This is a genomic window from Campylobacter sp. CFSAN093229 (assembly GCF_011068225.1).
Lineage (GTDB): Bacteria > Campylobacterota > Campylobacteria > Campylobacterales > Campylobacteraceae > Campylobacter_D > Campylobacter_D jejuni.
In genome coordinates, this window is sequence record NZ_JAAMXB010000001.1 from 21,926 (window position 1) to 47,856 (window position 25,931).

A 25,931-nucleotide genomic window follows, 5' to 3' on the forward strand; every position below is an offset into this window, starting at 1 on the left:
TCATTCCTTAAATTGATCAGCTAAGCTAATTTTATCAAATTGTTCCATTAGAAATTCTTTAGCTTTTTCTTTATCTAAAGATAAAATATCCAAAGGTTCACTTAGACTATAAGTAATCTTACTAAAAGGTTTTGGCAAGATCATCTTATCCCAACTTTTAAATTCCCAAAAACGATTTGCTTCATAGTTTAAAATTCTTATCTTTAGTTCTTTTTTTTGAGCCAAAATGATAGAACCATCTGAAATACTATGATAAGGCCCACGTGGACCATCAGGCGTGATAACTATATCGTCATTTTGTTCTAAAACTTTAAATGCAGCTCTAAGTGCACTGCTAGCACCCCTTGAAGTGCTTCCTCTTACAGTATCAAGACCGAAAAGCTTGATGATTTTTGCAATTTGTTCTCCATCTTTATGGTGGGAGATCATGACATAGGCTTTTTTATTTTTTTGTCTATAATGTCTAAACGCAAAAGGCATGAGTGCTAATTTTCCATGCCAAAAAAGTATCACACTAGCTTTACGGTCAACTTTTTCACCTTTATAGTGCTTTTTACAGCTTAAAAAAATAAGCCATTGCAAGATGAAAATTATATATGTTAAGCAATGGATTTTAAACGATTTCCCCATATAAAACCATACGCTTTGCATTAGTGATTTTTACTTCTTTAAATTGCCCTAAAAGTTCTTCGCTACCTTCAACTTGAACTAAAAAATTATTATCTGTTCTTCCAGCAATGCTATTGCCTGCTCTTAATTCTTCAAATAAAACTTTAAAAGTTTTATTTTCTTGTTTTTTTACAATTTCATCTAAAATTTCACTATGACGATTTTGTAAGGTGCTAAGTCTTCTTGAAGCTGTTTCTTCATCGATTTGATTAGGCATGGTTGCGGCTTTTGTTAAAGGGCGTTTGGAGTATTTAAAAGAAAAAATTTGTTCAAAACGCACTTTTTCCAAAACATCCATAGTTTCTTCAAAATCTTTTTCACTTTCCCCTGGAAAAGCTACAATAATGTCTGTAGAAATGCTAACATTTGGACAAAGCTCTCTAAGTTTTAAAGCTCTATTTAAATACCATTCTTTAGTATAGCCACGCTTCATAGCTTTTAAAATTTCACTTGAGCCGCTTTGTAAAGGCATGTGCATGGATTTGCAAACTTTTGGATTATTGGCAAAAACTTCTAAAAATTTATCATCCATATGCAAAGGATGTGGACTTGTAAAGCGAATGCGTTCTAAACCTTCTATGGTGCTAAGTTTTTCTAAAAGATCTGAAAAGTCCATTTTTTTATGTTCGTTTCTAAATCTTTTGCCGTAGTTATTAACATTTTGTCCTAGTAAGAAAATCTCTTTAGCGCCTTTTTCAACAGCTTTTTGAGCTTCTTTGTAGATAATGTTAAAAGGTATGGAAATTTCATCTCCTCTTGTGTGTGGCACTATACAGTAAGTGCAGTGTTTGTCGCAACCTATGGAGATATTAATATAGGATTTATAAATACTATTTCTAAAATCTGCAAAAGCAAATTCACTTTCATCATAGTCTATGTCCACGCCCATAAATTTTGGAGTTTTTATAGCTTGAGTGATTCTGGAAATATTTCTTGCCCCTAGAACAAAATCCACATAAGGAGCACGTTTGAAAATTTCATTTCCCAAATGTGATGCAGTACATCCACAAACTCCTATTTTAGCACCTTCTTTTTTAACTTTTTCAAAGCCACCCACTTCTGAGAAAAGTTTATGCACAGGTTTTTCACGCACTGAACAGGTATTGATAAGAATAAGATCTGCTTCTTTGATATCTTCTGTTAGTGCGTAATTTTCTTTTTGTGTTAATTCTGCGATCATATGCTCAGAATCTCTGACATTCATTGCACAACCTAAAGTTTGGATAAAAAGTTTTTTAGCACTCAAAGAATATGTACCTCATACATAAAATCATTATCATCAAGTCCGTATTTTACGGTTCTATGATAAATGCTTACTCCTTTTTTTTCAAAATGATTTACAAGGGCAATAAGTTGTTTGTGTGTATTATCTTTATCAAAATAAAAAAACTTTTGCCCTTCTTTTTCTATAGCCTCTTCGATTTTTTCTAGGCTAATATTTTTAGGTTTTTCATTAATCAAAGTTCTTGCCAATTTTAATTCCATAGCTAAATCCTTAAGAATTTTCATTTTAATCTATAATTTTAGCAAATTTTACTTTTAATTAAACTTATTAAGGATATAATTTTTATCTACATTTTTAAATTTCCCACAAAAAAGGTTTTATAAAATATGGAAAAGATAGCAGATATTATCGAATCTATTGCTAATGAAAAAAATTTAAACTTAGAGAATGTAAGAGAAAAGGTAGCTACCGCTTTAATCAATACTGCAAAAAGAATTTATGGACAAGAATATGAGTTTTTTGTGGATCCTAAAAATTTAAATCTTTATCAAAAAATTACCATAGTAGCAGATAATGACGAGAGGTTGCAAAATAAAAGTGAGAGTTTTATCGCGTTAAGTAAGGCAAAATCAGAAGCTTTGGATGTTGAAATAGGAGATGAATTAACCTATGAATGTTCTTTGGAAAATTTAGGAAGAACCGCGGTAAATACCTTGCATAAAGAGCTTGAATATCATATACAAAAATTATTAGAACAAACTATTTTTGAAAAATATAAAAACAAAGTAGGGCAAATGGTTTTTGGTACAGTTGTTAGAATGGATAATGAAGAAAATACTTTTATTGAAATAGATGAATTAAGAGCTTTTTTACCGAGAAAAAATCGCATTAAAGGGGAAAAGTTTAAAATAGGGGATGTGGTAAAAGCTGTGATACGCCGTGTTTATACAGATAAGGGTATTAAAATCGAGCTTAGTCGTACGAGTCCTAAATTTTTAGAATGTTTACTTGAAGCTGAGGTTCCAGAAATCAAAGATGGTTATGTTAATATTATAGGATGTGCTAGAATTCCAGGTGAAAGAGCAAAAATCATTCTTCAGGCTAATGGAGCAAATATCGATCCTGTAGGTGCTACAGTAGGTGTTAAAGGGGTAAGAATTAATGCAGTAAGCAAAGAGCTTCATAATGAAAATATTGATTGTATAGAATTTACAAATGAGAGTGAAATTTTAATTTCTCGTGCCTTGGCTCCTGCTATTGTAAATTCTGTAAAAATTGAAGATAAAAAAGCTATTGTAAGTTTAAATAGCGAACAAAAAAGCAAAGCTATAGGAAAAAATGGTATTAATATTCGCCTTGCTTCTATGTTAAGTGGTTATGAAATAGAGCTCAATGAATTAAGCTCATCGCAGCTAAATAATGCTATCAGCAGTGAAGAAGCAATGAAAAATCTTCAAGATTTATTTAAAATTTAAAATATTTGTGAATTTTCACAAATATTTTTTATAAAACCACTTCCAATAAAATGCCGCAAAGATAAAAATCGTACCCAACAAACCTGTAATCAGTTCTAAACTCAAGCCTATTTCAAATAAAAAGCCCATAAGCATTGAAATAATAGCACTAAAACTAAGATAAATCATATCTGTATAAGCGATCACCCTACCATGATATTCTTTGTCGGCATTTTTTTGTATCATAGTGTAGGTATAAGCCCAAAGTGCTGAGGTAAAAAAACCTGCACCAATTAAACCTAAAAAAGAAATATAAAAATTAAATTGAGTTAAAGCCCAAAGTATAATACCAAAACCTTGACCAAGATACATGTAAAATAAATTTTTATCATTAATAAATTTGCTTAAAACCATAGGTCCTATAGCCAAAGAACAAGCACGTACCGCATTTAAAAACCCTATTACTAAAGCAGCAGATAAAACTTCTTTATATTGATGTTGTGCTAAAAGAGTAACTAAGGTTTCATAAGCAGTTAAACCTATAAAAGCGTGAAGCAAGATAAGGTGAAAAATTATCTTATTGTTTAAAACATAGAAAAATCCTTCTTTTATCATGGTAAAAAAGCGACTTTGTGTTTTTTGATGAAAATCAGGAATGCTTAATCTTACTAAAAAAGAAATGCCTATGAGTATAAGCATACAGTCAAATAAAAAAGCAGTTTTAACTCCTAGAAAATAAATAAAAATTCCCGCACTTGCCATACCTGCTGTATAAGAAATCGCCCAAATGACACTGTGCATTTCATTAGCGAGTTTAAGTTCTTGAGGGGTTAAAATTTTGGCCAATAAACTCATTTCAGCTTGAAAATAAATCGAAGCAACACAAAGTCTTATGAAAATTAAAATAAACAAAAGCCAAAGCATACTAAGGCTTGTGACAAAAATAAGACAAAAAATGGAAATTAATTCTATGCTAATCATACTGAGTAAAAGTTTTTTAGGTTTATTTTTCTCTACTATAACCCCATTAATAGGGGCAAGCAAAACTCCAGGTAAAAAAGCAAGCATAGCACTTGTAGCTGTTGCCCAAGTAGGAGCATTAAGCTCGACTAAAAGGGTAAAAACTCCCGTTTGAGAAAACCATGCTCCAAAATATACTATAAACTGAACCGAAGCTAATATTCTGATATTTTTGTTATTTTTTAATAGATCGATGTAATTCATAAGCGAAACTATAGCATAATTTATATTTTAAATGCTATAATTATTTTAATTATGTAAAAAACAAGGAAAAATTTTGAAAAGACTGGATAAAAAAGAAGCTTTAGATTTATTACACCATGCGAGTTTAACGGAACTTGGAGAAATGGCTTATGAAAGAAAATTAGAACTTCATCCTGAAAAAATTACCACTTTTGTTGTAGATAGAAATATTAATTATACCAATGTTTGTTGTATTGATTGTTCTTTTTGTGCTTTTTATCGCCATCATAAAGAAGATGATGCTTATATTTTAAGCTTTGAAGAGATAGGCAAGAAGATAGAGGAGCTTGAGGCTATCGGGGGTACACAAATCCTTTTTCAAGGTGGGGTGCACCCAAAATTAAAAATAGAATGGTATGAAGAATTAGTTTCTTGGATAAAAGAGCATTATCCAAATATTACTGTGCATGGTTTTTCAGCAGTTGAGATCGCTTATATTGCAAAAGCATCTAAAATTTCAATTGCTGAAGTACTTCAAAGACTACAAGCTAAAGGTTTATTTTCTATACCAGGAGCAGGTGCTGAGGTGCTAAGTGATAGGGTGCGTGATATCATTGCACCCAATAAATGTGATACAGCTACTTGGTTAGAAGTACATTACCAAGCTCATAAAATCGGTATGAAAAGTACAGCTACCATGATGTTTGGAACGGTTGAAAATGATGAAGAAATCATCGATCATTTTGAGCATTTAAGAAAATTACAAGATGAAACAGATGGCTTTAGAGCTTTTATTTTATGGAGTTTTCAAAGTGATAATACTGCTTTAATCCAAAAACATCCAGAGATTATGAAGCAAAGTTCTAACAAGTATTTAAGACTTTTAGCTTTAGCAAGACTTTATTTAGATAATTTTAAAAATTTACAAAGTTCTTGGGTAACTCAAGGCTCACTTATAGGCCAGCTTGCTTTAAAATTTGGGGCTAATGATTTAGGTTCAACTATGATGGAAGAAAATGTAGTAAGTGCTGCAGGAGCAAGTTATAGAATGAATCAAGATGAGATGATAAGACTGATTAGAAGTTTAGGCGAAAATCCAGCTAAACGCAATACCGCTTATGAAATTTTGGAGAGATTTTGATGCAGTATTTAGAGAGTAGGGGTGTTAAAATCCCTTTTATTTTTGAAAAAAATTCTGATTTTCCTATTGTTGTTTTAAAGCTTGTTTTTAGAAATTGCGCTAGAAGTTATGATGAAATAGCAGGCTTAGCTAAGATGTTTTCACGTATTTTAAATGAAGGCGTGGATGATAAATTTTTTAAGGATTTAGAATTTAGAGCGATAAATTTAGAGGCAAGTAGTGGTTTTGAAAGCTTGGAAATCAATCTTTCTTGCTTGAAAGAAAATTTTGATTTTGCTTTAAAGAGTTTAGAAAAATTGCTTTTAAAACCAAGAATGGAAGAAAAAATTTTGCAAAAATTAAAAATCAATGCCTTGGGTGAGCTTGCGAGTAAAAATAGTGATTTTGATTATTTAGCAAAAAATTTACTCAATGCTCAAATTTTTAAATGTAAAGAATTTCAAAGTCCAAATGATGGAGATGAAAAAAGTATAGAAACTTTGTCTTTAAAAGATTTGCAAAATTTTTATAAAAATTTTATCCATCTTAGTGATTTGGTTGTGATTTTAGGAGGAGATTTAGAAGAAAAACAAGTTAAGGAAGATCTTTTAAAACTCTTATCAAAACTTCAAATAGGTAAGAAAAATACTCCAAAAAAATATGAGTTAAGCAAAAACATCAAAGATGAAATTTTGCTACGCCCAGAAAGCGAACAAGCTTATATTTATTTTGCTACGCCTTTTTTTGCTGATTTTAAAGATAAGGATTTATATCTTGCAAAAATTGCTTTATTTGTTCTAGGGCAAGGAGGATTTGGTTCAAGGATTATGGAAGAAATTCGCGTTAAAAGAGGTCTTGCATACTCAGCTTATGCTATGCTTGATATGAATATGTCTTTTTCTAGAGTTTTTGGATATTTACAAACTAAAAATGAAAGCGCTAAAGAAGCTAAAAAAATCGTAAAAGAGCTTTTTGAAGATTTTATAAAAAATGGCATGACTCAAAATGAACTTGATCAAGCTAAAAATTTTCTCATAGGATCAACTCCTTTGCGTTATGAAAGCTTAAGCAAGCGTTTATCTATGTCTTTTAACGAATTTTATCAAGGTTTAAATTTGGGATATTATAAAGAAGAGTTAAAACTTATGGAAAAGGTTAAACTTGAAACCATAAATGCTTATATTAAAAAACATCAAGAGCTTTTAAATATAAGTTTTGCAAGCATACAAAATGAAAATTAAAGAAAGTGATTTTGAATTTTTTAAAAAATTAAAAATTAGAAGTGCTATTGATTTAGCGCTTCTTTTACCTAAAAAAATTGAAAATTTAAATCCAAGTAAAAATCCTAAAGAAAATGAAATGTGCACCCAAAAAATCACTATAAAAAGCGTTAGTTCAAGAAAAAATCAACTTTTTGGTTTAGGTTTTTGTGAAGAATGGCAAGAAAATATTTCTTTTGTATTTTTTCATCCTAGAGCTTGGCATTTTGGGATTTGTAAGGTAGGAAAAGAGCTTATTTTTAATGCTAAACTCTCGCGTTTTAATCACACTTGGCAATTTAACAATCCTAAAATTTTAACTTCTTTTGAGGGTTTTAGTCCAAAGTATCAAATTTTAGGTTTAAAAGATACAAAAATTGCTGCTTTTATACATAAATATCTTAATTATGAAAATTTAAAAGAAAGTGGCATAGAGGATAAATATATACATTTTCTTTTAAATTTGCATGTTTATGATGAAAAAAGTTTTTTTATGTTTGAAAATTTGCAAAATTTTAGCAAAGATTTAAAATATATAGAAATATATAATTTTTTAAAGCGTTTAAAAGCTAAACAAACGCATTTTAAAGCTCATCAAATCAATGTTTTTAATATAGCTAATTGGCTTAAAGATTTGCCTTTTTCTCTTACTAAAGATCAGCTTAACGCCTTAAAAGACATAGAAAAAGATTTGCATTCAAAAGAAGCCAAAAGGCGTGTGATTATGGGTGATGTGGGGTGTGGTAAAACCTTGGTTTTACTCGGTGCGGCTTTGATGGTTTATCCTAAGCAAGCTATTTTAATGGCACCTACTAGTATTTTAGCGTATCAGCTTTACGAAGAGGCTAAGAAATTTTTACCTGATTTTATGAATATTTTGTTTATTAAAGGGGGTAAAAAAGAAAAAGATTTAGAACAAAATATCCAAAAAGCAAATCTTATCATAGGCACTCACGCTTTAATTCATTTAGAAAGTCATAATGCCGTGCTTGTAATGATAGATGAACAACATCGTTTTGGATCAGCTCAGCGTGAAAAAATTCATTCTTTAAATAAACAAGAATTTACCCCTCATTTTATACAGTTTTCGGCTACGCCTATTCCAAGAACTTTAAGCATGATACAATCTGAACTTTTAAATTTTAGCTTTATTAAACAAATGCCTTTTAAAAAAGATATTACAACTTATTGCATACAAAATGAAGGTTTTTCTAAGCTTAGCGAGAAGATCAAGGAAGAAATTGTTAAAAATCATCAAATTATCATTATTTATCCCTTAGTGAGTGCTAGTGATAAGATTCCTTATCTTTCTTTAGAGCAGGCTAGGGGGTATTGGCAGAGTCATTATGAAAAAGTTTTTGTAACTCATGGAAAAGATAAACAAAAAGATGAAATTTTAGAGCGTTTTAGAGATGAGGGAAATATTTTACTAAGCACTACAGTGGTGGAAGTAGGTATTTCTTTGCCAAGATTGAGTATGATAGTGATTGTGGGGGCGGAACGTTTAGGACTTGCTACCTTACATCAACTTCGTGGCCGTGTAGGTCGTGTAGGGCTTAAAAGTACTTGCTATCTTTATACTAAACTTAAAGAAATTCCGAGTCGTTTAAAAGAATTTGCTAGCACTTTAGATGGGTTTAAAATAGCAGAGCTTGATCTTAAAAATCGTTTGAGTGGAGATTTGCTCGATGGTTTTATGCAACATGGAAATGAGTTTAAATTTTTTGATTTTTCTAAGGATGAGGAGATTTTACAAAAGGTAAAAAAAGATTTGGCAAAAAAATTGCCAAATTAATGTCCACCATATTTATAAAGCATATTTTGAAAATGTGAAGCTATCGTTTGTGCACGCTGTAAAATAACTGCTTTCATTTCTTCATTATAAACCATATTTAAACTTTCTTCAAAAAGTCCTAGCCAAACTTCAAAAAATTCTTGAGGAAAAGGAGGTAAATCTAGATGCTTTTTTAAGGGTTGCCCATTATAATCACCTTCTCCTAAAAGCATGCCTGCCCAAAAATTTCCTATTTTTGCTTTATGTTCTTTCCATTCTTCATCGCTTGTTCCAATAGCATTGTTAAAAATAGGGCCCAAATCCTTATCTTTTCTAACTTTTTCATAAAATATTTCCATGAGTTTTGCTATGCTTTCTTGATTAATTGTTTCAAATTTCATATAAGCCTTTCTTAAATGTTAATTTTATGGCGTTAATATAGCAAAAATAAGATAAATTAAATTTAACATAAGTTAAGAATGGAAAATGTATATAATGAAAGATTATTTAGAACTTTTATCTAGTGTAGGAAAATTAAAAAAATTTCAAAAAAATAGTATTTTATTTTATGAGGGCGAAGAGGCTAAAAAATTTTTTATTTTACTCAAGGGAAAAATACGCATTTATAAAAGTACAGCAAGTGATAAAGAAATTACTTTGCATTATTTTAATCCTCCAAATTTTATAGCAGAAATGCCTGCTTTTAAAAAATTAAATTATCCTGCTAATGCTATATTTGAGGAAGATGGAGAAATTTTGGAAATTGATTTTATTAATTTTCAAAATTTATGCAGTGAAAATAAAGAATTCAATTTTTTACTTATCAGTTCACTTTTTGATAAAATTAAAATTTTAGAAAAGAAATTATCTCAAAATGCATTAGATTTAAGGACGAGATTATTAAAGTATCTTTTGGAAAATGAAAAAAATTTAGATACAATTTCACAAAAACAAATTGCAATTGATTTAAACGTTAGAGCACAATCTTTATCTCGAGTGTTAAAAGAACTTAAAATTTCAGAACTTATTGATACAAAAAAAGGTAGAATTGAAATTTTAAATAAAGATATGATCATGAAAGAACTTTGGTAAAATTTAAGGTAGAGAATGGATTTTGATTTTATATTAGCTCAAGCTTCTGCTTTTTTAACGGCTGCTTGGCTTACGATAAAACTAAGCTTTTTTGGAATTATTTTTTCTTTGATAATAGGCTTGTTTTGTATTTTAATGAGTTATTTTAAAATAAAAATTTTAGAAAATATTTGCAAGCTTTATATAGAGTTTTCAAGAAATACGCCTTTATTAATTCAACTTTTTTTCTTATATTATGCTTTACCTAAATTTAATATACATTTAGAGCAAATTCCACCGCTTGATTTGATTTGCTTAAGCGTAGAAGAAACTTTAAGGCCTTCTTTTGCTTGTGCTATAGTAGGACTTAGTTTTTTAGGAGGTTCTTATATGGCTGAAAGTTTAAGAGCGGGATTTGAAGCCATAAGAAAACAGCAGTTTGAAGCGGGACTTTCTTTGGGTTTTTCAAAATTTGGAAATTTGCGTTATGTGATTTTGCCGCAAGCTTTGGCTATTTCTATGCCAAGTATTAGTGCTAATATTATATTTTTAATCAAAGAAACTTCAGTCGTTAGTATTATTGCCTTGCCAGATTTGGTGAATTTAATGAAGAGTTTAAATTCCTTAACCTATAAGACAGATGAGCTATTGTTTTTGTTGTTTATGGGATATTTATGCATTATTTTGCCTTTGTCTTTTATTTTGCTAAAGTTTGAAAAAAGGTTACTTCATGCTTGAACTTTTAAATACCGATACGCTTTTAAGACTCTGGCAAGGGCTTTTTGTCACTCTTGAAATTTCATTTATCAGCATTATTATTACTTCGATAGGTGGGTTATTTTTAGGAATTTTAATGAGTTTTAAAAATACCTATATCTATGCTTTTTGTCGTTTGGGTTTAGAATTTGTGCGTGTTATGCCACTTTTAGTATGGCTTTTTGTGGTGTATTTTGGTTTTCCTAGATGGTTTGGGTGGGATTTGAGTTCTGTAAGTGCAGCTATTATTGTTTTTAGCATTTGGGGTTGTTTTGAGATGATGGATTTGGTGCGTGTTTCCTTGCAGAGTATTCCAAAACATCAGTATGAAAGTGCATCATCTTTAGGTTTAAATACAGTGCAAAGTTTTGTTTATATTATTATTCCACAAGCTATGCGTCGTTTAACTCCTATGAGCATGAATTTACTTACTCGTATGATTAAAAGTACAACCTTTGCTTATCTAATCGGCGCAGTAGAGCTTGTGAAAGTAGGGCAACAAATTATAGAATTTCACAATAGAAATGATTTTGCACCTTTTATTATTTACGGTTTGATTTTTTTTATCTTTTTTATACTTTGTTATCCCATCACTTTATATTCGAGAAAATTAGAGAAAAAATGGAGCTAAAATGAGCATACTAAAAATAGAAAATTTACAAAAGTATTATGGTTTGCATCACGCCTTAAAAGATATTAATTTAGAAGTTAAGGCTAAAGAAGTTGTGGTGATTTTAGGTCCTAGTGGATGCGGAAAATCTACGCTTTTGCGTTGTATTAATGGGCTTGAAGAGATTGCAAGTGGTAATATTTATATTGATAATGAGAAAATAGATAAAGATTTTAAAGAATGGCCAAGAATGCGTCAAAAAGTTGGTATGGTTTTTCAATCTTATGAGCTTTTTGAGCATTTAAGTGTTGAAGAAAATATACTTTTAGGGCCTATGAAAGTGCAAAAAAGAAAGAAAGATGAGGTTTTAAAAGAGGCTAAAATTTGGCTTGAAAAGGTGGGGCTTTTGCATAAAATTCATACTTATCCAAGAGAACTTAGCGGAGGACAAAAGCAAAGAATTGCCATAGTAAGAAGTTTATGTATGAATCCTGAGTTAATGCTTTTTGATGAGGTTACAGCAGCACTGGATCCTGAGATTGTTAGAGAAGTTTTAGAAGTGATGTTAAATCTTGCAAAAGAGGGTATGACTATGCTTATTGTTACTCATGAAATGAGTTTTGCTAAAGCTGTAGCAGATAAAATCATTTTTATGGATGAAGGAAAAATCATCGAAGAAAATGATCCTAAAAGTTTTTTTGAAAATCCAAAAAGCGAAAGAGCAAAGAAATTTTTAAATTTGTTTGATTATCATAAATAGATAAAAATAATATTGGTTTATAATAATAAACTTTACAAGACTAAAATTTTATAGAAAAACTAAAAAAGTCTTGACAAAAATTTTTTTTTGAGTTATAATCTCACTTTTATTTTTGCTGGTTTAGCTCAGTTGGTAGAGCAGCTGCCTTGTAAGCAGCAGGTCGGGGGTTCAAGTCCCTTAACCAGCTCCATTTATTTTAGCAGTGTTTGACCAGAATATTGAAAAAGCAATATTTTTATGGTGAGTTACTCAAGTGGCCAACGAGGGCAGACTGTAAATCTGCTGGCTTTTGCCTTCCGTGGTTCGAATCCACGACTCACCACCATGCTTTGCGGGAGTAGCTCAGTTGGCTAGAGCATCAGCCTTCCAAGCTGAGGGTCGCGGGTTCGAGTCCCGTTTCCCGCTCCAATAATTTAAAAGAACTGGGAGCTGTATTTTAAAACCTTTAACTTACAGTATATATCCCATTTAAGAGTTTTTGTTGTCTGTTATTGTGTATAATTTTTCTGAGCGCTCGTATGGCTCAGAGGTAGAGCACTCCCTTGGTAAGGGAGAGGTCGCGGGTTCAATTCCCGCTATGAGCTCCATGAATTGAAAAAATTATATAGATATAAGACTTGCTTTGCTCAATTTATTTTTTATACGGAGGAAAAAAATGGCTAAAGAAAAATTTTCACGTAATAAGCCACACGTAAATATTGGTACTATTGGTCACGTTGACCATGGTAAAACTACTTTAACAGCTGCTATTTCTGCTGTTCTTTCTAGAAGAGGTTTAGCAGAGCTTAAAGATTATGATAATATCGATAATGCTCCAGAAGAAAAAGAGCGTGGTATTACTATTGCTACTTCTCATATTGAATATGAAACAGACAATCGTCACTATGCACACGTTGACTGCCCAGGTCACGCAGATTATGTTAAAAACATGATTACAGGTGCTGCACAAATGGATGGAGCGATCTTGGTTGTTTCTGCTGCAGATGGCCCTATGCCACAAACTAGAGAGCATATTCTTCTTTCTCGTCAAGTAGGCGTTCCATATATTGTTGTTTTTATGAATAAAGCAGATATGGTTGATGATGCTGAACTTTTAGAGTTAGTTGAAATGGAAATTAGAGAATTATTAAGCTCTTATGATTTCCCAGGCGATGATACACCTATTATTTCTGGTTCTGCTTTAAAAGCTCTTGAAGAAGCTAAAGCTGGACAAGATGGTGAATGGTCAGCAAAAATTATGGATCTTATGGCTGCAGTTGATAGCTATATTCCAACTCCAACTCGTGATACTGAAAAAGACTTCTTGATGCCAATTGAAGACGTTTTCTCAATTTCAGGTCGTGGTACTGTTGTTACAGGTAGAATTGAAAAAGGTGTTGTAAAAGTAGGTGATACTATCGAAATCGTTGGTATTAAAGATACTCAAACAACAACTGTAACAGGTGTTGAAATGTTCAGAAAAGAAATGGATCAAGGCGAAGCAGGAGATAACGTAGGTGTTCTTCTTCGTGGTACTAAAAAAGAAGAAGTTATCCGTGGTATGGTTCTTGCTAAACCAAAATCAATTACTCCACACACTGACTTCGAAGCTGAAGTTTATATCTTAAATAAAGATGAAGGTGGTAGACATACTCCATTCTTTAACAACTATAGACCACAGTTTTATGTAAGAACAACTGATGTTACAGGTTCGATTAAATTAGCTGATGGTGTTGAAATGGTTATGCCAGGTGAAAATGTGAGAATTACTGTAAGCTTGATCGCTCCAGTAGCACTTGAAGAAGGAACTCGTTTTGCTATTCGTGAAGGTGGTAAAACTGTTGGTTCAGGTGTTGTTTCTAAAATTATTAAATAATTTAATAAAGCCAAGTTAAAAGCTTGGCTTTAATTTTTTAAGGAAAATTAAAATGAGAATTAAAGTTGGTTTAAAGTGTGAAGAATGTGGTGATATTAATTATAGCACCTATAAAAATAGTAAAAATACTACTGAAAAATTAGAATTAAAAAAATATTGCCCAAGATTAAAAAAACATACACTTCACAAAGAAGTTAAGCTAAAAAGTTAAGCTTGCGCCCTTAGGGCAATAGCTCCAACGGTAGAGCGCCGGATTCCAAATCCGATGGTTGGGGGTTCGAATCCCTCTTGCCCTGCCATAATTAAGGTTTAAATAAATGGAAAAATTAATAACTTATTTTAAATTATCAAAAGCCGAATTAAGGAAAGTAATTTTTCCTTTAAAAGAACAGGTAAGAAATGCCTATATTACAGTTTTTGTGGTTGTTGCGGTGATTTCTTTGTTTTTGGCGTTAGTGGATTGGCTTATGTCCTCTATTGTTTCTGCGATCGTATAAGGAGAGTAAATGAGTACTCATAAATGGTATGCAATTCAAACTTATGCTGGCAGTGAAATGGCAGTTAAAAGAGCCATTGAAAATTTAGTAAAAGATAACGGAATTGAAGAACAACTTAAAGAAATTGTTGTTCCAACTGAAGATGTTATTGAATTTAAGAATGGAAAGGAGAAGATTAGCGAAAGAAGTTTGTATTCAGGATACGTTTTTGCACTTCTTGATTTAAATACAGAGCTTTGGCATCGCATTCAATCTCTTCCAAAGGTTGGTCGTTTTATTGGAGAATCCAAAAAGCCAACCCCTTTAACAGAAAAAGATATTAATTTGATTTTGGAAAAAGTTCACAATCGTGCAGCGCCTAAACCAAAGATTTCTTTTGAAGAAGGGGAAAATGTGAGAATCACAGAAGGGCCATTTGCAAACTTTACTGCAATTGTAGAAGAGTATGATATGGTTCGTGGTTTATTAAAATTAAATGTTTCTATTTTTGGACGCTCAACTCCAGTGGAGATCTTATATTCTCAAGTTGAGAAAATAATTTAATTTATATCAAGTAAGGAGATTTGTTATGGCTAAAAAAGTCGTAGGCGAAATTAAATTGCAAATTGCTGCCACAAAAGCAAACCCATCACCACCTGTTGGTCCTGCTTTGGGTCAGCAAGGTGTTAATATTATGGAGTTTTGTAAGGCTTTTAATGAAAGAACAAAAGATATGGCAGGTTTTAATATCCCTGTTGTTATCACTGTTTATGCAGATAAAAGTTTTACTTTTATTACAAAACAACCGCCAGCTACGGATTTGATCAAAAAAGCAGCTGGAATTTCTAAAGGTACGGATAATCCACTTAAAAATAAGGTGGGTAAGTTAACTCGTGCTCAAGTTTTAGAAATAGTAGATAAGAAAATTGCAGATTTAAATACTAAAGATAGAGATCAAGCTGCTAAAATTATTGCAGGTTCAGCTCGTTCTATGGGTGTTGAAATCGTTGATTAATCCTTTCACCGCCAAGGTAAAAGGCGGTAGCACTTTAAAATGCGGAGAAAATAAATGGCTAAGATAGCAAAAAGATTAAAAGAATTATCACAAAAAATTGATTCAAATAAAGAGTATGCTTTAAGCGATGCAATTGATACAATAAAGACTTTAAAGTCTGCTAAATTTGATGAGACTGTAGAAATTGCTTTAAAACTTAATGTTGATCCAAGACATGCAGATCAAATGGTAAGAGGATCTGTTGTTTTACCTGCTGGAACGGGTAAAAAAGTTCGTGTTGCTGTAATTGCAAAAGACGCAAAAGCTGATGAAGCGAAAAATGCTGGTGCAGATATTGTGGGTAGCGATGATTTAGTAGAAGAAATTCAAAAAGGTAATATGAATTTTGATGTTTTGATTGCTACTCCAAATTTAATGGGACTTGTTGGTAAAGTTGGTAGAATTTTAGGGCCAAAAGGTTTAATGCCAAATCCTAAAACCGGAACAGTGACTATGGATGTTGCTCAAGCAGTTAATAATGCAAAAAGTGGTCAGGTAAATTTCCGTGTTGATAAGCAAGGAAATATCCATGCAGGTCTTGGTAAAGTAAGTTTTTCCAAAGAACAATTATGGGACAATGTTAGCACTTTTGTAAAGGCAATTAACAAACACAAACCTGCCGCAGCTAAAGGTAGATATATTAAAAATGCGGCTTTATCTTTGACAATGAGCCCTTCTGTAAAGCTTGAAACACAAGAATTGCTTGATATGAAATAAGAGTTGCTTTTTTGCAACTCTTTTGTTTTAAAATAAACATTTGAAAAAATTTTTGATTTTTTGAGATGTTTATTTTAGATTGAAGATAGTCGAGGCGTAAGCTTAATTGGATTTCCACTCTACTTGAAATCTCAATCGGAAAGGAGAAAATGTGACTAGAAGCGAAAAAGTTGAGATTATTGCTAAACTTGAAGAAGGTTTTAAAGCTAGTGAAGCTATTGTAGTTTGTAATTACAGAGGTCTTAGCACAAAAAAACTAGAAGAGCTTAGAAATAATGCAAGAGAAAACAATGTAAAAGTTCAAATTGTTAAAAATACTTTGGCTAACATTGCTCTTAACAATTCCGGTAAAACAGGTCTAGTTCTTAAAGATACAAATATTTATCTTTGGGGCGAAGATCAGCTAAGTGTTTCAAAAGTAGCTGCTAAATTTGAAGAAAATAACGATAAATTTGAAATCAAAACAGCTCATATTGAAGGCGAAGTTGCAGATGTTGCTAAGGTTAAAGCTCTTGCTAAAATGCCTTCACGCAATGAGTTGCTTGCTATGCTTTTGCAAGTTTGGAATGCGCCAATTACCAATTTCACAATAGGTTTAAATGCGCTTAAAAATAAAAAAGAATCTGAATAAATTAAATAAAAGGATAAAAAATGGCAATTTCTAAAGAAGATGTATTAGAATATATTTCAAATTTAAGTGTTCTTGAGTTATCAGAACTTGTAAAAGAATTTGAAGAAAAATTTGGTGTGTCTGCTGCTCCTGTAATGGTAGCTGGTGGTGCTGCAGCTGGTGGTGCTGCAGCTGCTGCTGAAGAAAAAACTGAATTTGATATCGTTTTAACTGATGGCGGTGCTAAAAAGATTGAAGTTATTAAAATCGTTCGTGCTCTTACAGGCCTTGGTCTTAAAGAAGCAAAAGATGCAGTTGAGCAAACTCCTTCAACTCTAAAAGAGGGTGTGGCTAAAGCTGAAGCTGAGGAAGCTAAAAAACAACTTGAAGAAGCTGGTGCTAAAGTAGAACTTAAGTAATTTTAAGCTTTAAAGTTAGAAGAAGATTTGCCGAGGCAAGTCTTCTTTTTTTATTTTTACCTAATTTTTAGGTCTTCTTTTTTAAATTTACAAAATTTACCATGAGGTATGTGCGATATGTTAGATAATAAATTAGGAAATCGTTTAAGAGTAGACTTCTCAAACATTTCAAAACAAATAGAAATCCCAAATCTTCTACAATTACAAAAAAAGAGTTTTGATTATTTTTTAAATCTTGATAATGGTGAAAGTGGTATAGAAAAAGTTTTTAAATCAATTTTTCCTATTCATGATCCGCAAAATAGATTGAGTCTTGAATATGTTAGTAGTGAAATAGGCAAGCCAAAATATACCATTCGCGAATGCATGGAAAGAGGTTTGACTTATTCTGTAAATTTAAAAATGAAAATCCGTCTTACTCTGCATGAAAAAGATGAAAAAACAGGGGAAAAAGTTGGCGTAAAAGATATTAAAGAACAAGAAATTTATATCCGCGAAATTCCTTTAATGACAGATCGTGTATCTTTTATCATTAACGGGGTTGAGAGAGTGGTTGTAAATCAATTACATAGAAGCCCTGGTGTTATTTTTAAAGAAGAAGAAAGCTCAACGGTTGCAAATAAGCTTGTTTATACAGCACAAATTATTCCTGATCGTGGTTCGTGGCTTTATTTTGAATACGATGCCAAAGATGTTTTGTATGTAAGAATCAACAAGCGTAGAAAAGTTCCTGTAACTATGCTTTTTAGAGCTTTAGGGTATAAAAAACAAGATATTATTAAGTTGTTTTATCCTATTCAGACTATACATGTGAAAAAAGATAAATTTTTAACAGAATTTAATCCAAATGATTTTATGGATAGAATAGAATATGATATTAAAGATGAAAAAGGAAAAATCGTTCATCAAGCTGGAAAAAGACTTACAAAGAAAAAAGCAGAACAGCTTATTAAAGACGGTTTAAAATGGATAGAATATCCTGTAGAAATTTTACTTAATCGTTATTTAGCAAATCCTATTATTGATAAAGAAAGTGGAGAGGTTTTATTTGATTCTTTAACTTTGTTAGATGAGAGTAAGCTTGCTAAGATTAAAGAGCAAAAAAGTTTTGATATAGCAAATGACTTGGCTAATGGCGTTGATGCAGCGATTATTAACTCCTTTGCTCAAGATGGAGAAACTCTAAAACTTCTTAAACAAAGTGAAAATATCGATGATGAAAATGATTTAGCTGCGATTAGAATTTACAAAGTTATGCGCCCAGGTGAACCTGTGGTAAAAGATGCAGCGAAGGCTTTTGTAAATGATTTATTCTTCAATCCTGAAAGATACGATCTTACCAAGGTAGGTCGTATGAAAATGAACCATAAGTTAGGTCTTGAAGTGCCTGAGTATGTTACTGTTTTGACTAATGAAGATATTATTAAAACTGCAAAATATTTAATTAAAGTAAAAAATGGTAAAGGACATATTGATGATAGAGATCATTTAGGAAATCGTCGTATCCGTTCTATAGGTGAACTTTTAGCCAATGAACTTCATTTAGGTCTTGCAAAAATGCAAAAGGCGATCAGAGATAAATTTACTTCTTTAAATGCGGATCTTGATAAAGTAATGCCTTATGATTTAATCAATCCTAAAATGATTACTACAACTATCATTGAATTTTTTACAGGAGGTCAGCTTTCGCAATTTATGGATCAAACCAACCCTTTAAGTGAGGTTACTCATAAGCGTCGTTTGTCAGCGCTTGGTGAAGGTGGGCTTGTAAAAGAAAGAGCAGGTTTTGAAGTGCGTGATGTTCACGCGACACATTATGGTAGAATTTGTCCAGTTGAAACACCTGAAGGTCAAAATATTGGTTTGATTAACACTCTTTCTACTTATGCAAAAGTAAATGAACTTGGCTTTGTTGAAGCACCATATAGAAAAGTTGTAAATGGTAAAGTGACTAATGAAGTTGTTTATCTTACAGCAACACAAGAAGAAGGCTTATTTATCGCACCAGCTTCAACTAAGGTTGATGCTAAAGGCAATATAGTAGAAGAATTTGTTGAGGCTAGACAAGATGGTGAAACTATACTTGCAAGACGCGAAGAAGTGCAATTAATCGATCTTTGCTCAGGTATGGTTGTTGGGGTTGCGGCTTCTTTGATTCCGTTTTTAGAGCACGATGATGCAAACAGAGCACTAATGGGTTCAAACATGCAACGTCAAGCTGTGCCGCTTCTTACTGCTTCAGCTCCGATAGTAGGAACAGGTATGGAACAAATTATTGCGCGTGATGCTTGGGAAGCTGTTAAAGCAAAGCGTGGCGGTGTGGTTGAGAAAGTGGATAATAAAAGCATTTTCATTTTAGGTGAAGATGATAAAGGTCCATTTATTGACCATTACACTATGGAGAAAAATTTAAGAACTAATCAAAATACAAATTATATTCAACATCCTATTGTTAAAAAAGGTGATATAGTAAAAGCAGGACAAATTATCGCAGATGGTCCTTCTATGGATCAAGGCGAACTTGCTATAGGTAAAAATGCTTTAATCGCTTTTATGCCTTGGAATGGTTATAACTATGAGGATGCTATAGTTGTAAGTGAGAGAATTATTCGTGAAGATACCTTTACAAGTGTGCACATTTATGAAAAAGAAATTGAAGCAAGAGAACTAAAAGATGGTATAGAAGAAATTACCAAAGATATCCCAAATGTAAAAGAAGAAGATGTTGCACATCTTGATGAGAGCGGTATTGCAAAAATTGGTACCCATATCAAACCAGGTATGATTTTGGTGGGTAAGGTTTCTCCAAAAGGTGAGGTTAAACCAACTCCTGAAGAAAGACTTTTAAGAGCGATTTTTGGAGAAAAAGCAGGACATGTTGTGAATAAATCACTTTATGCAACCGCTTCTTTAGAGGGTGTTGTTGTGGATGTTAAAATTTTCACTAAAAAAGGCTATGAAAAAGATGATCGTGCAATAAAATCTTATGATAAGGAAAAAATGGCTTTAGAAAAAGAACATCATGATAGACTTTTGATGATGGATAGAGAAGAAATGCTTCGTGTTTGTGCTCTTCTTTCCAAAGCCCCTTTAAATAGCGATCAAAAAATTGGAGATAAAAATTATAAAAAAGGACAAACCGCAGATATTAGCGAACTTGAAAAAATCAATCGTTTTACTTTAACAACTTTGATTAAAGCTTATTCTAAAGAGATTCAAAAAGAATACGATGATTTAAAAAATCATTTCCAAAATGAGAAGAAAAAATTAAAAGCAGAACACGATGAAAAGCTTGAAATTTTAGAAAAAGATGATATTTTACCAAGTGGGGTAATTAAGCTTGTTAAAGTTTATATTGCTACAAAGAGAAAGCTTAAAGTCGGTGATAAAATGGCAGGACGTCACGGAAACAAAGGTATAGTTTCAACTATAGTTCCTGAAGTGGATATGCCTTATTTACCAAATGGTAAAAGTGTGGATATTGCACTTAATCCACTTGGCGTTCCAAGTCGTATGAATATAGGCCAAATTTTAGAAAGCCATTTGGGTTTAATTGGACTTAGACTTGGAGATCAGATTCAAGAAATTTTTGACAGAAAGCAAAAAGATTTTCTTAAAGAATTAAGAGCAAAAATGCTTGAAATTTGTTCTATTCCAAGACTTGCAAGCGAAAAAGAATTTATTAAAAGCTTAAGCGATGAAGAGCTTTTAAACTATGCTAGAGACTGGAGTAAAGGAGTTAAATTTGCTACTCCTGTTTTTGAAGGTGTAAATATAGAAGAATTTAGCAAGCTTTTTGAAATGGCCAAGATAGATATGGACGGCAAAACAGAACTTTATGATGGACGCACGGGTGAGAAAATCGCAGAGCGTGTTCATGTAGGATGTATGTATATGCTAAAACTCCACCACTTGGTTGATGAGAAAGTTCACGCAAGAAGTACAGGACCTTACAGCTTAGTTACCCAGCAGCCTGTGGGTGGTAAAGCACTCTTTGGGGGACAAAGATTTGGGGAGATGGAAGTTTGGGCACTTGAAGCTTATGGAGCGGCTCATACTTTAAGAGAAATGTTAACTATCAAATCAGACGATGTAGAAGGTAGATTTAGTGCTTATAAAGCATTGACAAAAGGTGAAAATGTTCCAGCAACGGGAATTCCTGAAACATTTTTTGTATTAACCAATGAGCTTAAATCTCTTGCTTTAGATGTTGAGATTTTTGATAAGGATGAAGATAATGAGTAAATTTAAAGTAATAGAAATCAAAGAAGATGCAAGACCTAGGGATTTTGAAGCGTTTCAACTAAGACTTGCAAGTCCTGAAAAAATCAAATCATGGTCTTATGGAGAAGTAAAAAAACCAGAAACTATCAATTATAGAACCTTAAAGCCTGAAAGAGATGGGCTTTTTTGTGCAAAGATTTTTGGACCTATAAGAGATTATGAATGTCTTTGTGGTAAGTATAAAAAAATGCGTTTTAAAGGTGTTAAGTGCGAAAAATGTGGCGTTGAAGTAGCAAATTCAAAAGTGCGTCGTTCTAGAATGGGACATATCGAGCTTGTAACTCCTGTGGCTCATATTTGGTATGTTAATTCTCTTCCGAGTCGTATAGGAACGCTTTTGGGTGTTAAGATGAAAGATCTTGAGCGTGTGCTTTATTATGAAGCTTATATCGTTGAAAATCCAGGCGATGCTTTCTATGATAATGAAAGCACCAAAAAAGTAGAATATTGTGATGTTTTAAACGAAGAGCAATATCAAAATTTAATGCAACGCTATGAAAATAGTGGCTTTAAAGCAAGAATGGGTGGAGAAGTTGTTCGTGATTTACTTGCAAATTTAGATCTTGTAGCACTTTTAAATCAGCTTAAAGAAGAAATGGCGGCTACAAATTCAGAGGCTAAGAAAAAAACTATCATTAAACGCTTAAAAGTTGTAGAAAATTTCTTAAATTCAAATTTAAACGCCAATACCGATAGCGATGAAGCCGTACCAAATCGTCCTGAATGGATGATGATTACAAATCTTCCAGTTTTACCGCCAGATTTGCGTCCTTTAGTGGCTTTAGATGGTGGAAAATTTGCAGTTTCTGATGTGAATGACTTATATCGTCGCGTTATCAATAGAAATACACGTCTTAAAAAACTTATGGAACTTGATGCACCTGAAATCATTATCAGAAATGAAAAAAGAATGCTTCAAGAGGCTGTTGATGCACTTTTTGACAACGGTCGTCGTGCTAATGCTGTAAAGGGAGCAAATAAACGCCCATTGAAATCTTTAAGTGAAATTATTAAAGGTAAACAGGGACGTTTCAGACAAAACTTATTAGGTAAGAGGGTGGATTTCTCAGGTCGTAGCGTTATTGTTGTGGGTCCAAAACTTAGAATGGATCAATGTGGTTTACCTAAAAAAATGGCTTTAGAACTTTTTAAACCACATCTTTTAGCTAAACTTGAAGAAAAAGGTTATGCAACCACAGTAAAACAAGCTAAAAAAATGATAGAAAATAAAACTAATGAAGTTTGGGAATGTTTAGAAGAGGTAGTAAAAGGGCATCCTGTTATGCTAAACCGTGCGCCTACTTTACATAAACTTTCTATTCAAGCGTTTCATCCTGTTTTAGTGGAAGGTAAGGCTATACAACTTCATCCTTTAGTTTGTGCAGCATTTAACGCAGACTTTGATGGGGATCAAATGGCGGTGCATGTGCCACTTTCTCAAGAGGCTATTGCAGAATGTAAAGTGCTTATGCTTTCATCAATGAATATTCTTTTGCCAGCAAGCGGTAAGTCTGTAACCGTTCCATCGCAAGATATGGTTTTAGGAATTTATTATCTTTCATTGGAAAAAGCCGGTGCTAAAGGTTCGCATAAAATTTGTACAGGCATTGATGAAGTGATGATGGCACTTGAAAGCAAGTGTTTGGATATTCATGCGAGTATACAAACCATGGTAGATGGTAGAAAGATTACCACTACAGCAGGAAGATTGATTATTAAATCCATTTTACCTGATTTTGTGCCTGAAAATAGTTGGAATAAAGTCTTAAAGAAAAAAGACATTGCCGCGCTTGTGGATTATGTTTATAAACAAGGTGGTTTAGAGATTACAGCAAGTTTCTTGGATAGACTTAAAAATTTAGGTTTTGAGTATGCAACTAAAGCAGGTATTTCAATTTCTATTGCAGATATTATTGTTCCTAATGATAAGCAAAAAGCTATCGATGAAGCAAAAAAACAAGTAAGAGAAATTCAAAATTCTTATAATCTTGGTTTGATTACTTCAGGGGAAAGATACAATAAAATCATTGATATTTGGAAAAGTACAAATAATGTCCTTTCAAAAGAGATGATGAAGCTTGTAGAAAAAGATAAAGAAGGTTTTAACTCTATTTATATGATGGCAGATTCTGGTGCTAGGGGTAGTGCGGCTCAAATTTCTCAGCTTGCTGCGATGAGAGGACTTATGACTAAACCTGATGGTTCTATTATCGAAACTCCTATTATTTCGAATTTCCGTGAAGGGCTAAATGTTCTTGAATACTTTATTTCAACTCACGGTGCTAGAAAAGGTCTTGCAGATACCGCTCTTAAAACAGCAAATGCGGGTTATTTGACAAGAAAACTTATCGATGTTGCGCAAAATGTAAAAATTACCATTGAAGATTGTGGAACGCATGAGGGTGTTGAAATCAATGAAATTACCGCAGATAGCTCTATTATAGAAACTTTAGAAGAAAGAATTTTAGGCAGAGTTTTAGCTGAAGATGTGATCGATCCTATTACAAATTCTGTGCTTTTTGCAGAAGGTACTTTAATGGATGAAGAAAAAGCAAAAATTCTTGGAGAAAGCGGTATAAAAAGTGTCAATATCCGCACTCCTATTACCTGCAAAGCTAAAAAAGGAATTTGTGCAAAATGTTATGGTATCAATCTTGGAGAAGGTAAATTAGTAAAACCAGGCGAAGCAGTAGGAATTATTTCCGCTCAATCTATCGGCGAACCAGGAACGCAGCTAACTCTAAGAACTTTCCACAGTGGGGGAACTGCAAGTACGGATTTACAAGATAGACAAGTAAGCGCACAAAAAGAAGGTTTTATAAGATTTTATAATCTTAAAACTTATAAAAATAAAGAAGGTAAAAATATCGTAGCAAATCGTAGAAATGCGGCGATTTTACTTGTGGAGCCAAAAATTAAAACTCCATTTAAAGGTGTGATTAATATAGAAAATATTCATGAAGATGTGATTGTTTCTATTAAAGATAAAAAACAAGAAGTAAAATACATACTAAGAAAATACGATCTTGCTAAACCAAATGAATTAGCAGGTGTAAGTGGCAGTATAGATGGAAAACTTTATTTGCCATATCAAAGCGGTATGCAAGTAGAAGAAAATGAAAGTATCGTAGAAGTGATTAAAGAGGGTTGGAATGTACCAAATCGTATCCCTTTTGCGAGTGAAATTTTAGTAGAAGATGGTGAGCCTGTAGTTCAAAATATCAAAGCAGGCGAAAAAGGAACGCTTAAATTTTATATCCTTAAAGGCGATGGTTTAGATAGAGTAAAAAATGTTAAAAAAGGCGATATTGTTAAAGAAAAAGGATTCTTTGTAGTGATTGCTGATGAAAATGATAGAGAAGCAAAAAGACACTATATTCCAAGAGAATCTAAGATAGAATTTAACGATAGTGAAAAAATCGATGATGCAAATACTATCATTGCAAGTGCTCCTAAAAAAGAAAGAAAAGTGATTGCAGAATGGGATGCTTATAATAATACTATCATTGCAGAAATTGATGGTGTTGTAAGCTTTGAGGATATTGAAGCAGGTTATAGTGCCGATGAGCAAATTGATGAAGCTACAGGTAAGCGTTCTTTAGTGATTAATGAGTATTTGCCAAGCGGAGTTAGACCAACTTTGGTAATCGCAGGAAAAGGTGATAAGGCTGTGCGTTATCAGCTTGAACCAAAAACCGTTATTTTTGTTCATGATGGTGATAAAATCGCTCAAGCAGATATTTTAGCAAAAACTCCAAAAGCTGCAGCTAAATCAAAAGATATTACAGGAGGTCTTCCAAGAGTTTCTGAACTTTTTGAAGCAAGAAAACCAAAAAATGCGGCTGTGATTGCAGAAATTGATGGTGTTGTTCGTTTTGATAAACCTTTGCGTTCCAAAGAAAGAATCATTATCCAAGCAGAAGATGGAACAAGTGCTGAGTATTTAATCGATAAATCAAAACATATTCAAGTAAGAGATGGCGAGTTTATCCATGCAGGTGAAAAACTTACAGATGGAGTTGTTTCAAGTCATGATGTGCTTAAAATTTTGGGTGAAAAAGCCTTGCATTATTATTTGATTTCTGAAATTCAACAAGTTTATCGCGGACAAGGTGTTGTGATTTCTGATAAACATATAGAAGTTATCGTTTCTCAAATGCTAAGACAAGTAAAAGTTGTAGATAGTGGACATACGAAATTTATCGAGGGTGATTTGGTTTCAAGACGTAAATTCCGTGAAGAAAACGAAAGAATCATTAGAATGGGTGGAGAACCTGCTATTGCTGAGCCTGTGCTTTTAGGTGTAACAAGAGCAGCGATTGGAAGTGATAGTGTGATTTCTGCGGCTTCATTCCAAGAAACTACTAAAGTTCTAACCGAAGCAAGTATAGCGGGTAAATTTGACTACTTAGAAGATTTAAAAGAAAATGTTATTCTAGGTAGAATGATTCCTGTTGGAACAGGGCTTTATGGTGAACAAAATTTAAAACTTAAAGAACAAGAATAAAACTCTATTTTATAGCCCTTCGGGGCTATATTTCTTCATTTTCAATCTTTTTAACTAAAATATAAGCAAAATTTAGGTATCATCCAAAGTTTATTACATTTTTAAAGA

At 32.4% G+C, this 25,931-nt stretch carries 22 protein-coding genes, 5 tRNA genes and 1 pseudogene; 23 read left to right on the forward strand and 5 right to left on the reverse strand.

What is annotated here, in order from left to right; genetic code table 11:
- Genes FBE93_RS00120 through FBE93_RS00130 form a run of 3 tightly spaced genes read right to left on the reverse strand, consistent with a single transcriptional unit; the run spans position 1 to position 2,154 of the window.
- The gene (locus FBE93_RS00120) at positions 1 to 630 is read right to left on the reverse strand and encodes a lysophospholipid acyltransferase family protein (protein WP_002891782.1); all 630 of its coding nucleotides are present in this window, start codon (positions 628 to 630) and stop codon (positions 1 to 3) included.
- Complete coding sequence (miaB, locus tag FBE93_RS00125) at positions 614 to 1,915, reverse strand: tRNA (N6-isopentenyl adenosine(37)-C2)-methylthiotransferase MiaB (RefSeq protein ID WP_002933058.1); 1,302 nt, start codon at positions 1,913 to 1,915, stop codon at positions 614 to 616. Before miaB ends, FBE93_RS00120 begins: the two co-directional genes overlap by 17 nt.
- Complete coding sequence (locus FBE93_RS00130; RefSeq protein WP_002851103.1) at positions 1,912 to 2,154, reverse strand: HP0268 family nuclease; 243 nt, start codon at positions 2,152 to 2,154, stop codon at positions 1,912 to 1,914. Before FBE93_RS00130 ends, miaB begins: the two co-directional genes overlap by 4 nt.
- A gap of 126 nt (positions 2,155 to 2,280) precedes the next feature.
- Here FBE93_RS00130 and nusA point away from each other — a divergent pair, with 126 nt between their 5' ends.
- Positions 2,281 to 3,369 carry a transcription termination factor NusA gene (gene nusA, locus FBE93_RS00135; protein WP_002933053.1) on the forward strand — a complete coding sequence of 363 codons (1,089 nt, stop codon included), beginning with the start codon at positions 2,281 to 2,283 and terminating at the stop codon, positions 3,367 to 3,369.
- A gap of 15 nt (positions 3,370 to 3,384) precedes the next feature.
- Here nusA and FBE93_RS00140 read toward each other — a convergent pair whose 3' ends face one another.
- Positions 3,385 to 4,572: an MFS transporter gene (locus FBE93_RS00140; protein WP_002933050.1), complete on the reverse strand. Its 1,188-nt coding sequence runs from the start codon at positions 4,570 to 4,572 to the stop codon at positions 3,385 to 3,387.
- A 73-nt stretch (positions 4,573 to 4,645) separates the two neighbouring features.
- Between FBE93_RS00140 and FBE93_RS00145 the strand changes: the two genes are divergently transcribed.
- From FBE93_RS00145 to recG, 3 genes are read left to right on the forward strand one after another with little or no spacing between them, the layout of a single operon-like run.
- On the forward strand, positions 4,646 to 5,692 hold the full coding sequence (locus FBE93_RS00145; RefSeq protein WP_002933049.1) for a dehypoxanthine futalosine cyclase: 1,047 nt from the start codon (positions 4,646 to 4,648) through the stop codon (positions 5,690 to 5,692).
- The gene (locus tag FBE93_RS00150) at positions 5,692 to 6,912 is read left to right on the forward strand and encodes a pitrilysin family protein (protein WP_002933048.1); all 1,221 of its coding nucleotides are present in this window, start codon (positions 5,692 to 5,694) and stop codon (positions 6,910 to 6,912) included. The genes FBE93_RS00145 and FBE93_RS00150 overlap by 1 nt, the downstream gene beginning before the upstream one ends.
- Complete coding sequence (gene recG / locus FBE93_RS00155) at positions 6,902 to 8,725, forward strand: ATP-dependent DNA helicase RecG (protein ID WP_002933047.1); 1,824 nt, start codon at positions 6,902 to 6,904, stop codon at positions 8,723 to 8,725. The genes FBE93_RS00150 and recG overlap by 11 nt, the downstream gene beginning before the upstream one ends.
- Here the strand turns inward: recG and ctb are convergent.
- Complete coding sequence (ctb, locus tag FBE93_RS00160; RefSeq protein WP_002933046.1) at positions 8,722 to 9,105, reverse strand: truncated hemoglobin Ctb; 384 nt, start codon at positions 9,103 to 9,105, stop codon at positions 8,722 to 8,724. The two genes, recG and ctb, sit on opposite strands and share 4 nt — an antisense overlap.
- A gap of 94 nt (positions 9,106 to 9,199) precedes the next feature.
- On the opposite strand from ctb, the gene nssR reads away from it, so the two are divergent.
- The 19 genes and pseudogenes from nssR to rpoC all read left to right on the forward strand — a co-directional run bounded on the left by nssR (position 9,200) and on the right by rpoC (position 25,823).
- On the forward strand, positions 9,200 to 9,796 hold the full coding sequence (gene nssR / locus FBE93_RS00165; RefSeq protein ID WP_002868789.1) for a nitrosative stress-sensitive transcriptional regulator NssR: 597 nt from the start codon (positions 9,200 to 9,202) through the stop codon (positions 9,794 to 9,796).
- A 15-nt stretch (positions 9,797 to 9,811) separates the two neighbouring features.
- Entirely contained in the window at positions 9,812 to 10,513 is a 702-nt protein-coding gene (locus FBE93_RS00170) for an amino acid ABC transporter permease (protein WP_165434067.1), read from the forward strand.
- Positions 10,506 to 11,162, forward strand: a complete 657-nt coding sequence (locus FBE93_RS00175) for an amino acid ABC transporter permease (RefSeq protein ID WP_002861208.1) — start codon at positions 10,506 to 10,508, stop codon at positions 11,160 to 11,162. Before FBE93_RS00170 ends, FBE93_RS00175 begins: the two co-directional genes overlap by 8 nt.
- 1 nt (position 11,163) lies before the next feature.
- A pseudogene (locus FBE93_RS00180) lies at positions 11,164 to 11,924 on the forward strand (amino acid ABC transporter ATP-binding protein).
- Positions 11,925 to 12,015: 91 nt separating this feature from the next.
- Positions 12,016 to 12,091 (forward strand) — tRNA-Thr (locus FBE93_RS00185).
- 49 nt (positions 12,092 to 12,140) lie between these two features.
- Positions 12,141 to 12,226: transfer RNA gene (locus FBE93_RS00190), tRNA-Tyr, on the forward strand.
- 6 nt (positions 12,227 to 12,232) lie between these two features.
- Positions 12,233 to 12,309: transfer RNA gene (locus tag FBE93_RS00195), tRNA-Gly, on the forward strand.
- A gap of 104 nt (positions 12,310 to 12,413) precedes the next feature.
- Positions 12,414 to 12,488: transfer RNA gene (locus tag FBE93_RS00200), tRNA-Thr, on the forward strand.
- A 68-nt stretch (positions 12,489 to 12,556) separates the two neighbouring features.
- Positions 12,557 to 13,756: an elongation factor Tu gene (gene tuf / locus FBE93_RS00205; protein WP_002855271.1), complete on the forward strand. Its 1,200-nt coding sequence runs from the start codon at positions 12,557 to 12,559 to the stop codon at positions 13,754 to 13,756.
- A gap of 52 nt (positions 13,757 to 13,808) precedes the next feature.
- Complete coding sequence (rpmG, locus tag FBE93_RS00210) at positions 13,809 to 13,967, forward strand: 50S ribosomal protein L33 (RefSeq protein WP_002793551.1); 159 nt, start codon at positions 13,809 to 13,811, stop codon at positions 13,965 to 13,967.
- Positions 13,968 to 13,979: 12 nt separating this feature from the next.
- Positions 13,980 to 14,055: transfer RNA gene (locus FBE93_RS00215), tRNA-Trp, on the forward strand.
- Between the two features lie 18 nt (positions 14,056 to 14,073).
- Positions 14,074 to 14,253 (forward strand): preprotein translocase subunit SecE, encoded by a 180-nt coding sequence (gene secE / locus FBE93_RS00220; RefSeq protein ID WP_002854985.1) that lies wholly within the window; start codon positions 14,074 to 14,076, stop codon positions 14,251 to 14,253.
- Positions 14,254 to 14,262: 9 nt separating this feature from the next.
- Positions 14,263 to 14,796, forward strand: coding sequence for a transcription termination/antitermination protein NusG (gene nusG, locus FBE93_RS00225; RefSeq protein ID WP_002851098.1), 534 nt, complete (start codon positions 14,263 to 14,265; stop codon positions 14,794 to 14,796).
- 25 nt (positions 14,797 to 14,821) lie between these two features.
- Positions 14,822 to 15,247, forward strand: a complete 426-nt coding sequence (gene rplK / locus FBE93_RS00230; protein ID WP_002779452.1) for a 50S ribosomal protein L11 — start codon at positions 14,822 to 14,824, stop codon at positions 15,245 to 15,247.
- A gap of 54 nt (positions 15,248 to 15,301) precedes the next feature.
- Entirely contained in the window at positions 15,302 to 16,003 is a 702-nt protein-coding gene (gene rplA / locus FBE93_RS00235) for a 50S ribosomal protein L1 (RefSeq protein ID WP_002854928.1), read from the forward strand.
- 151 nt (positions 16,004 to 16,154) lie between these two features.
- Positions 16,155 to 16,634: a 50S ribosomal protein L10 gene (gene rplJ / locus FBE93_RS00240; protein WP_002858610.1), complete on the forward strand. Its 480-nt coding sequence runs from the start codon at positions 16,155 to 16,157 to the stop codon at positions 16,632 to 16,634.
- A gap of 20 nt (positions 16,635 to 16,654) precedes the next feature.
- Complete coding sequence (gene rplL, locus FBE93_RS00245) at positions 16,655 to 17,032, forward strand: 50S ribosomal protein L7/L12 (protein ID WP_002854820.1); 378 nt, start codon at positions 16,655 to 16,657, stop codon at positions 17,030 to 17,032.
- Positions 17,033 to 17,140: 108 nt separating this feature from the next.
- Complete coding sequence (gene rpoB, locus FBE93_RS00250) at positions 17,141 to 21,277, forward strand: DNA-directed RNA polymerase subunit beta (RefSeq protein WP_072225851.1); 4,137 nt, start codon at positions 17,141 to 17,143, stop codon at positions 21,275 to 21,277.
- Positions 21,270 to 25,823 carry a DNA-directed RNA polymerase subunit beta' gene (gene rpoC, locus FBE93_RS00255; RefSeq protein ID WP_002855038.1) on the forward strand — a complete coding sequence of 1,518 codons (4,554 nt, stop codon included), beginning with the start codon at positions 21,270 to 21,272 and terminating at the stop codon, positions 25,821 to 25,823. The genes rpoB and rpoC overlap by 8 nt, the downstream gene beginning before the upstream one ends.
- Positions 25,824 to 25,931 lie beyond the last annotated feature (108 nt).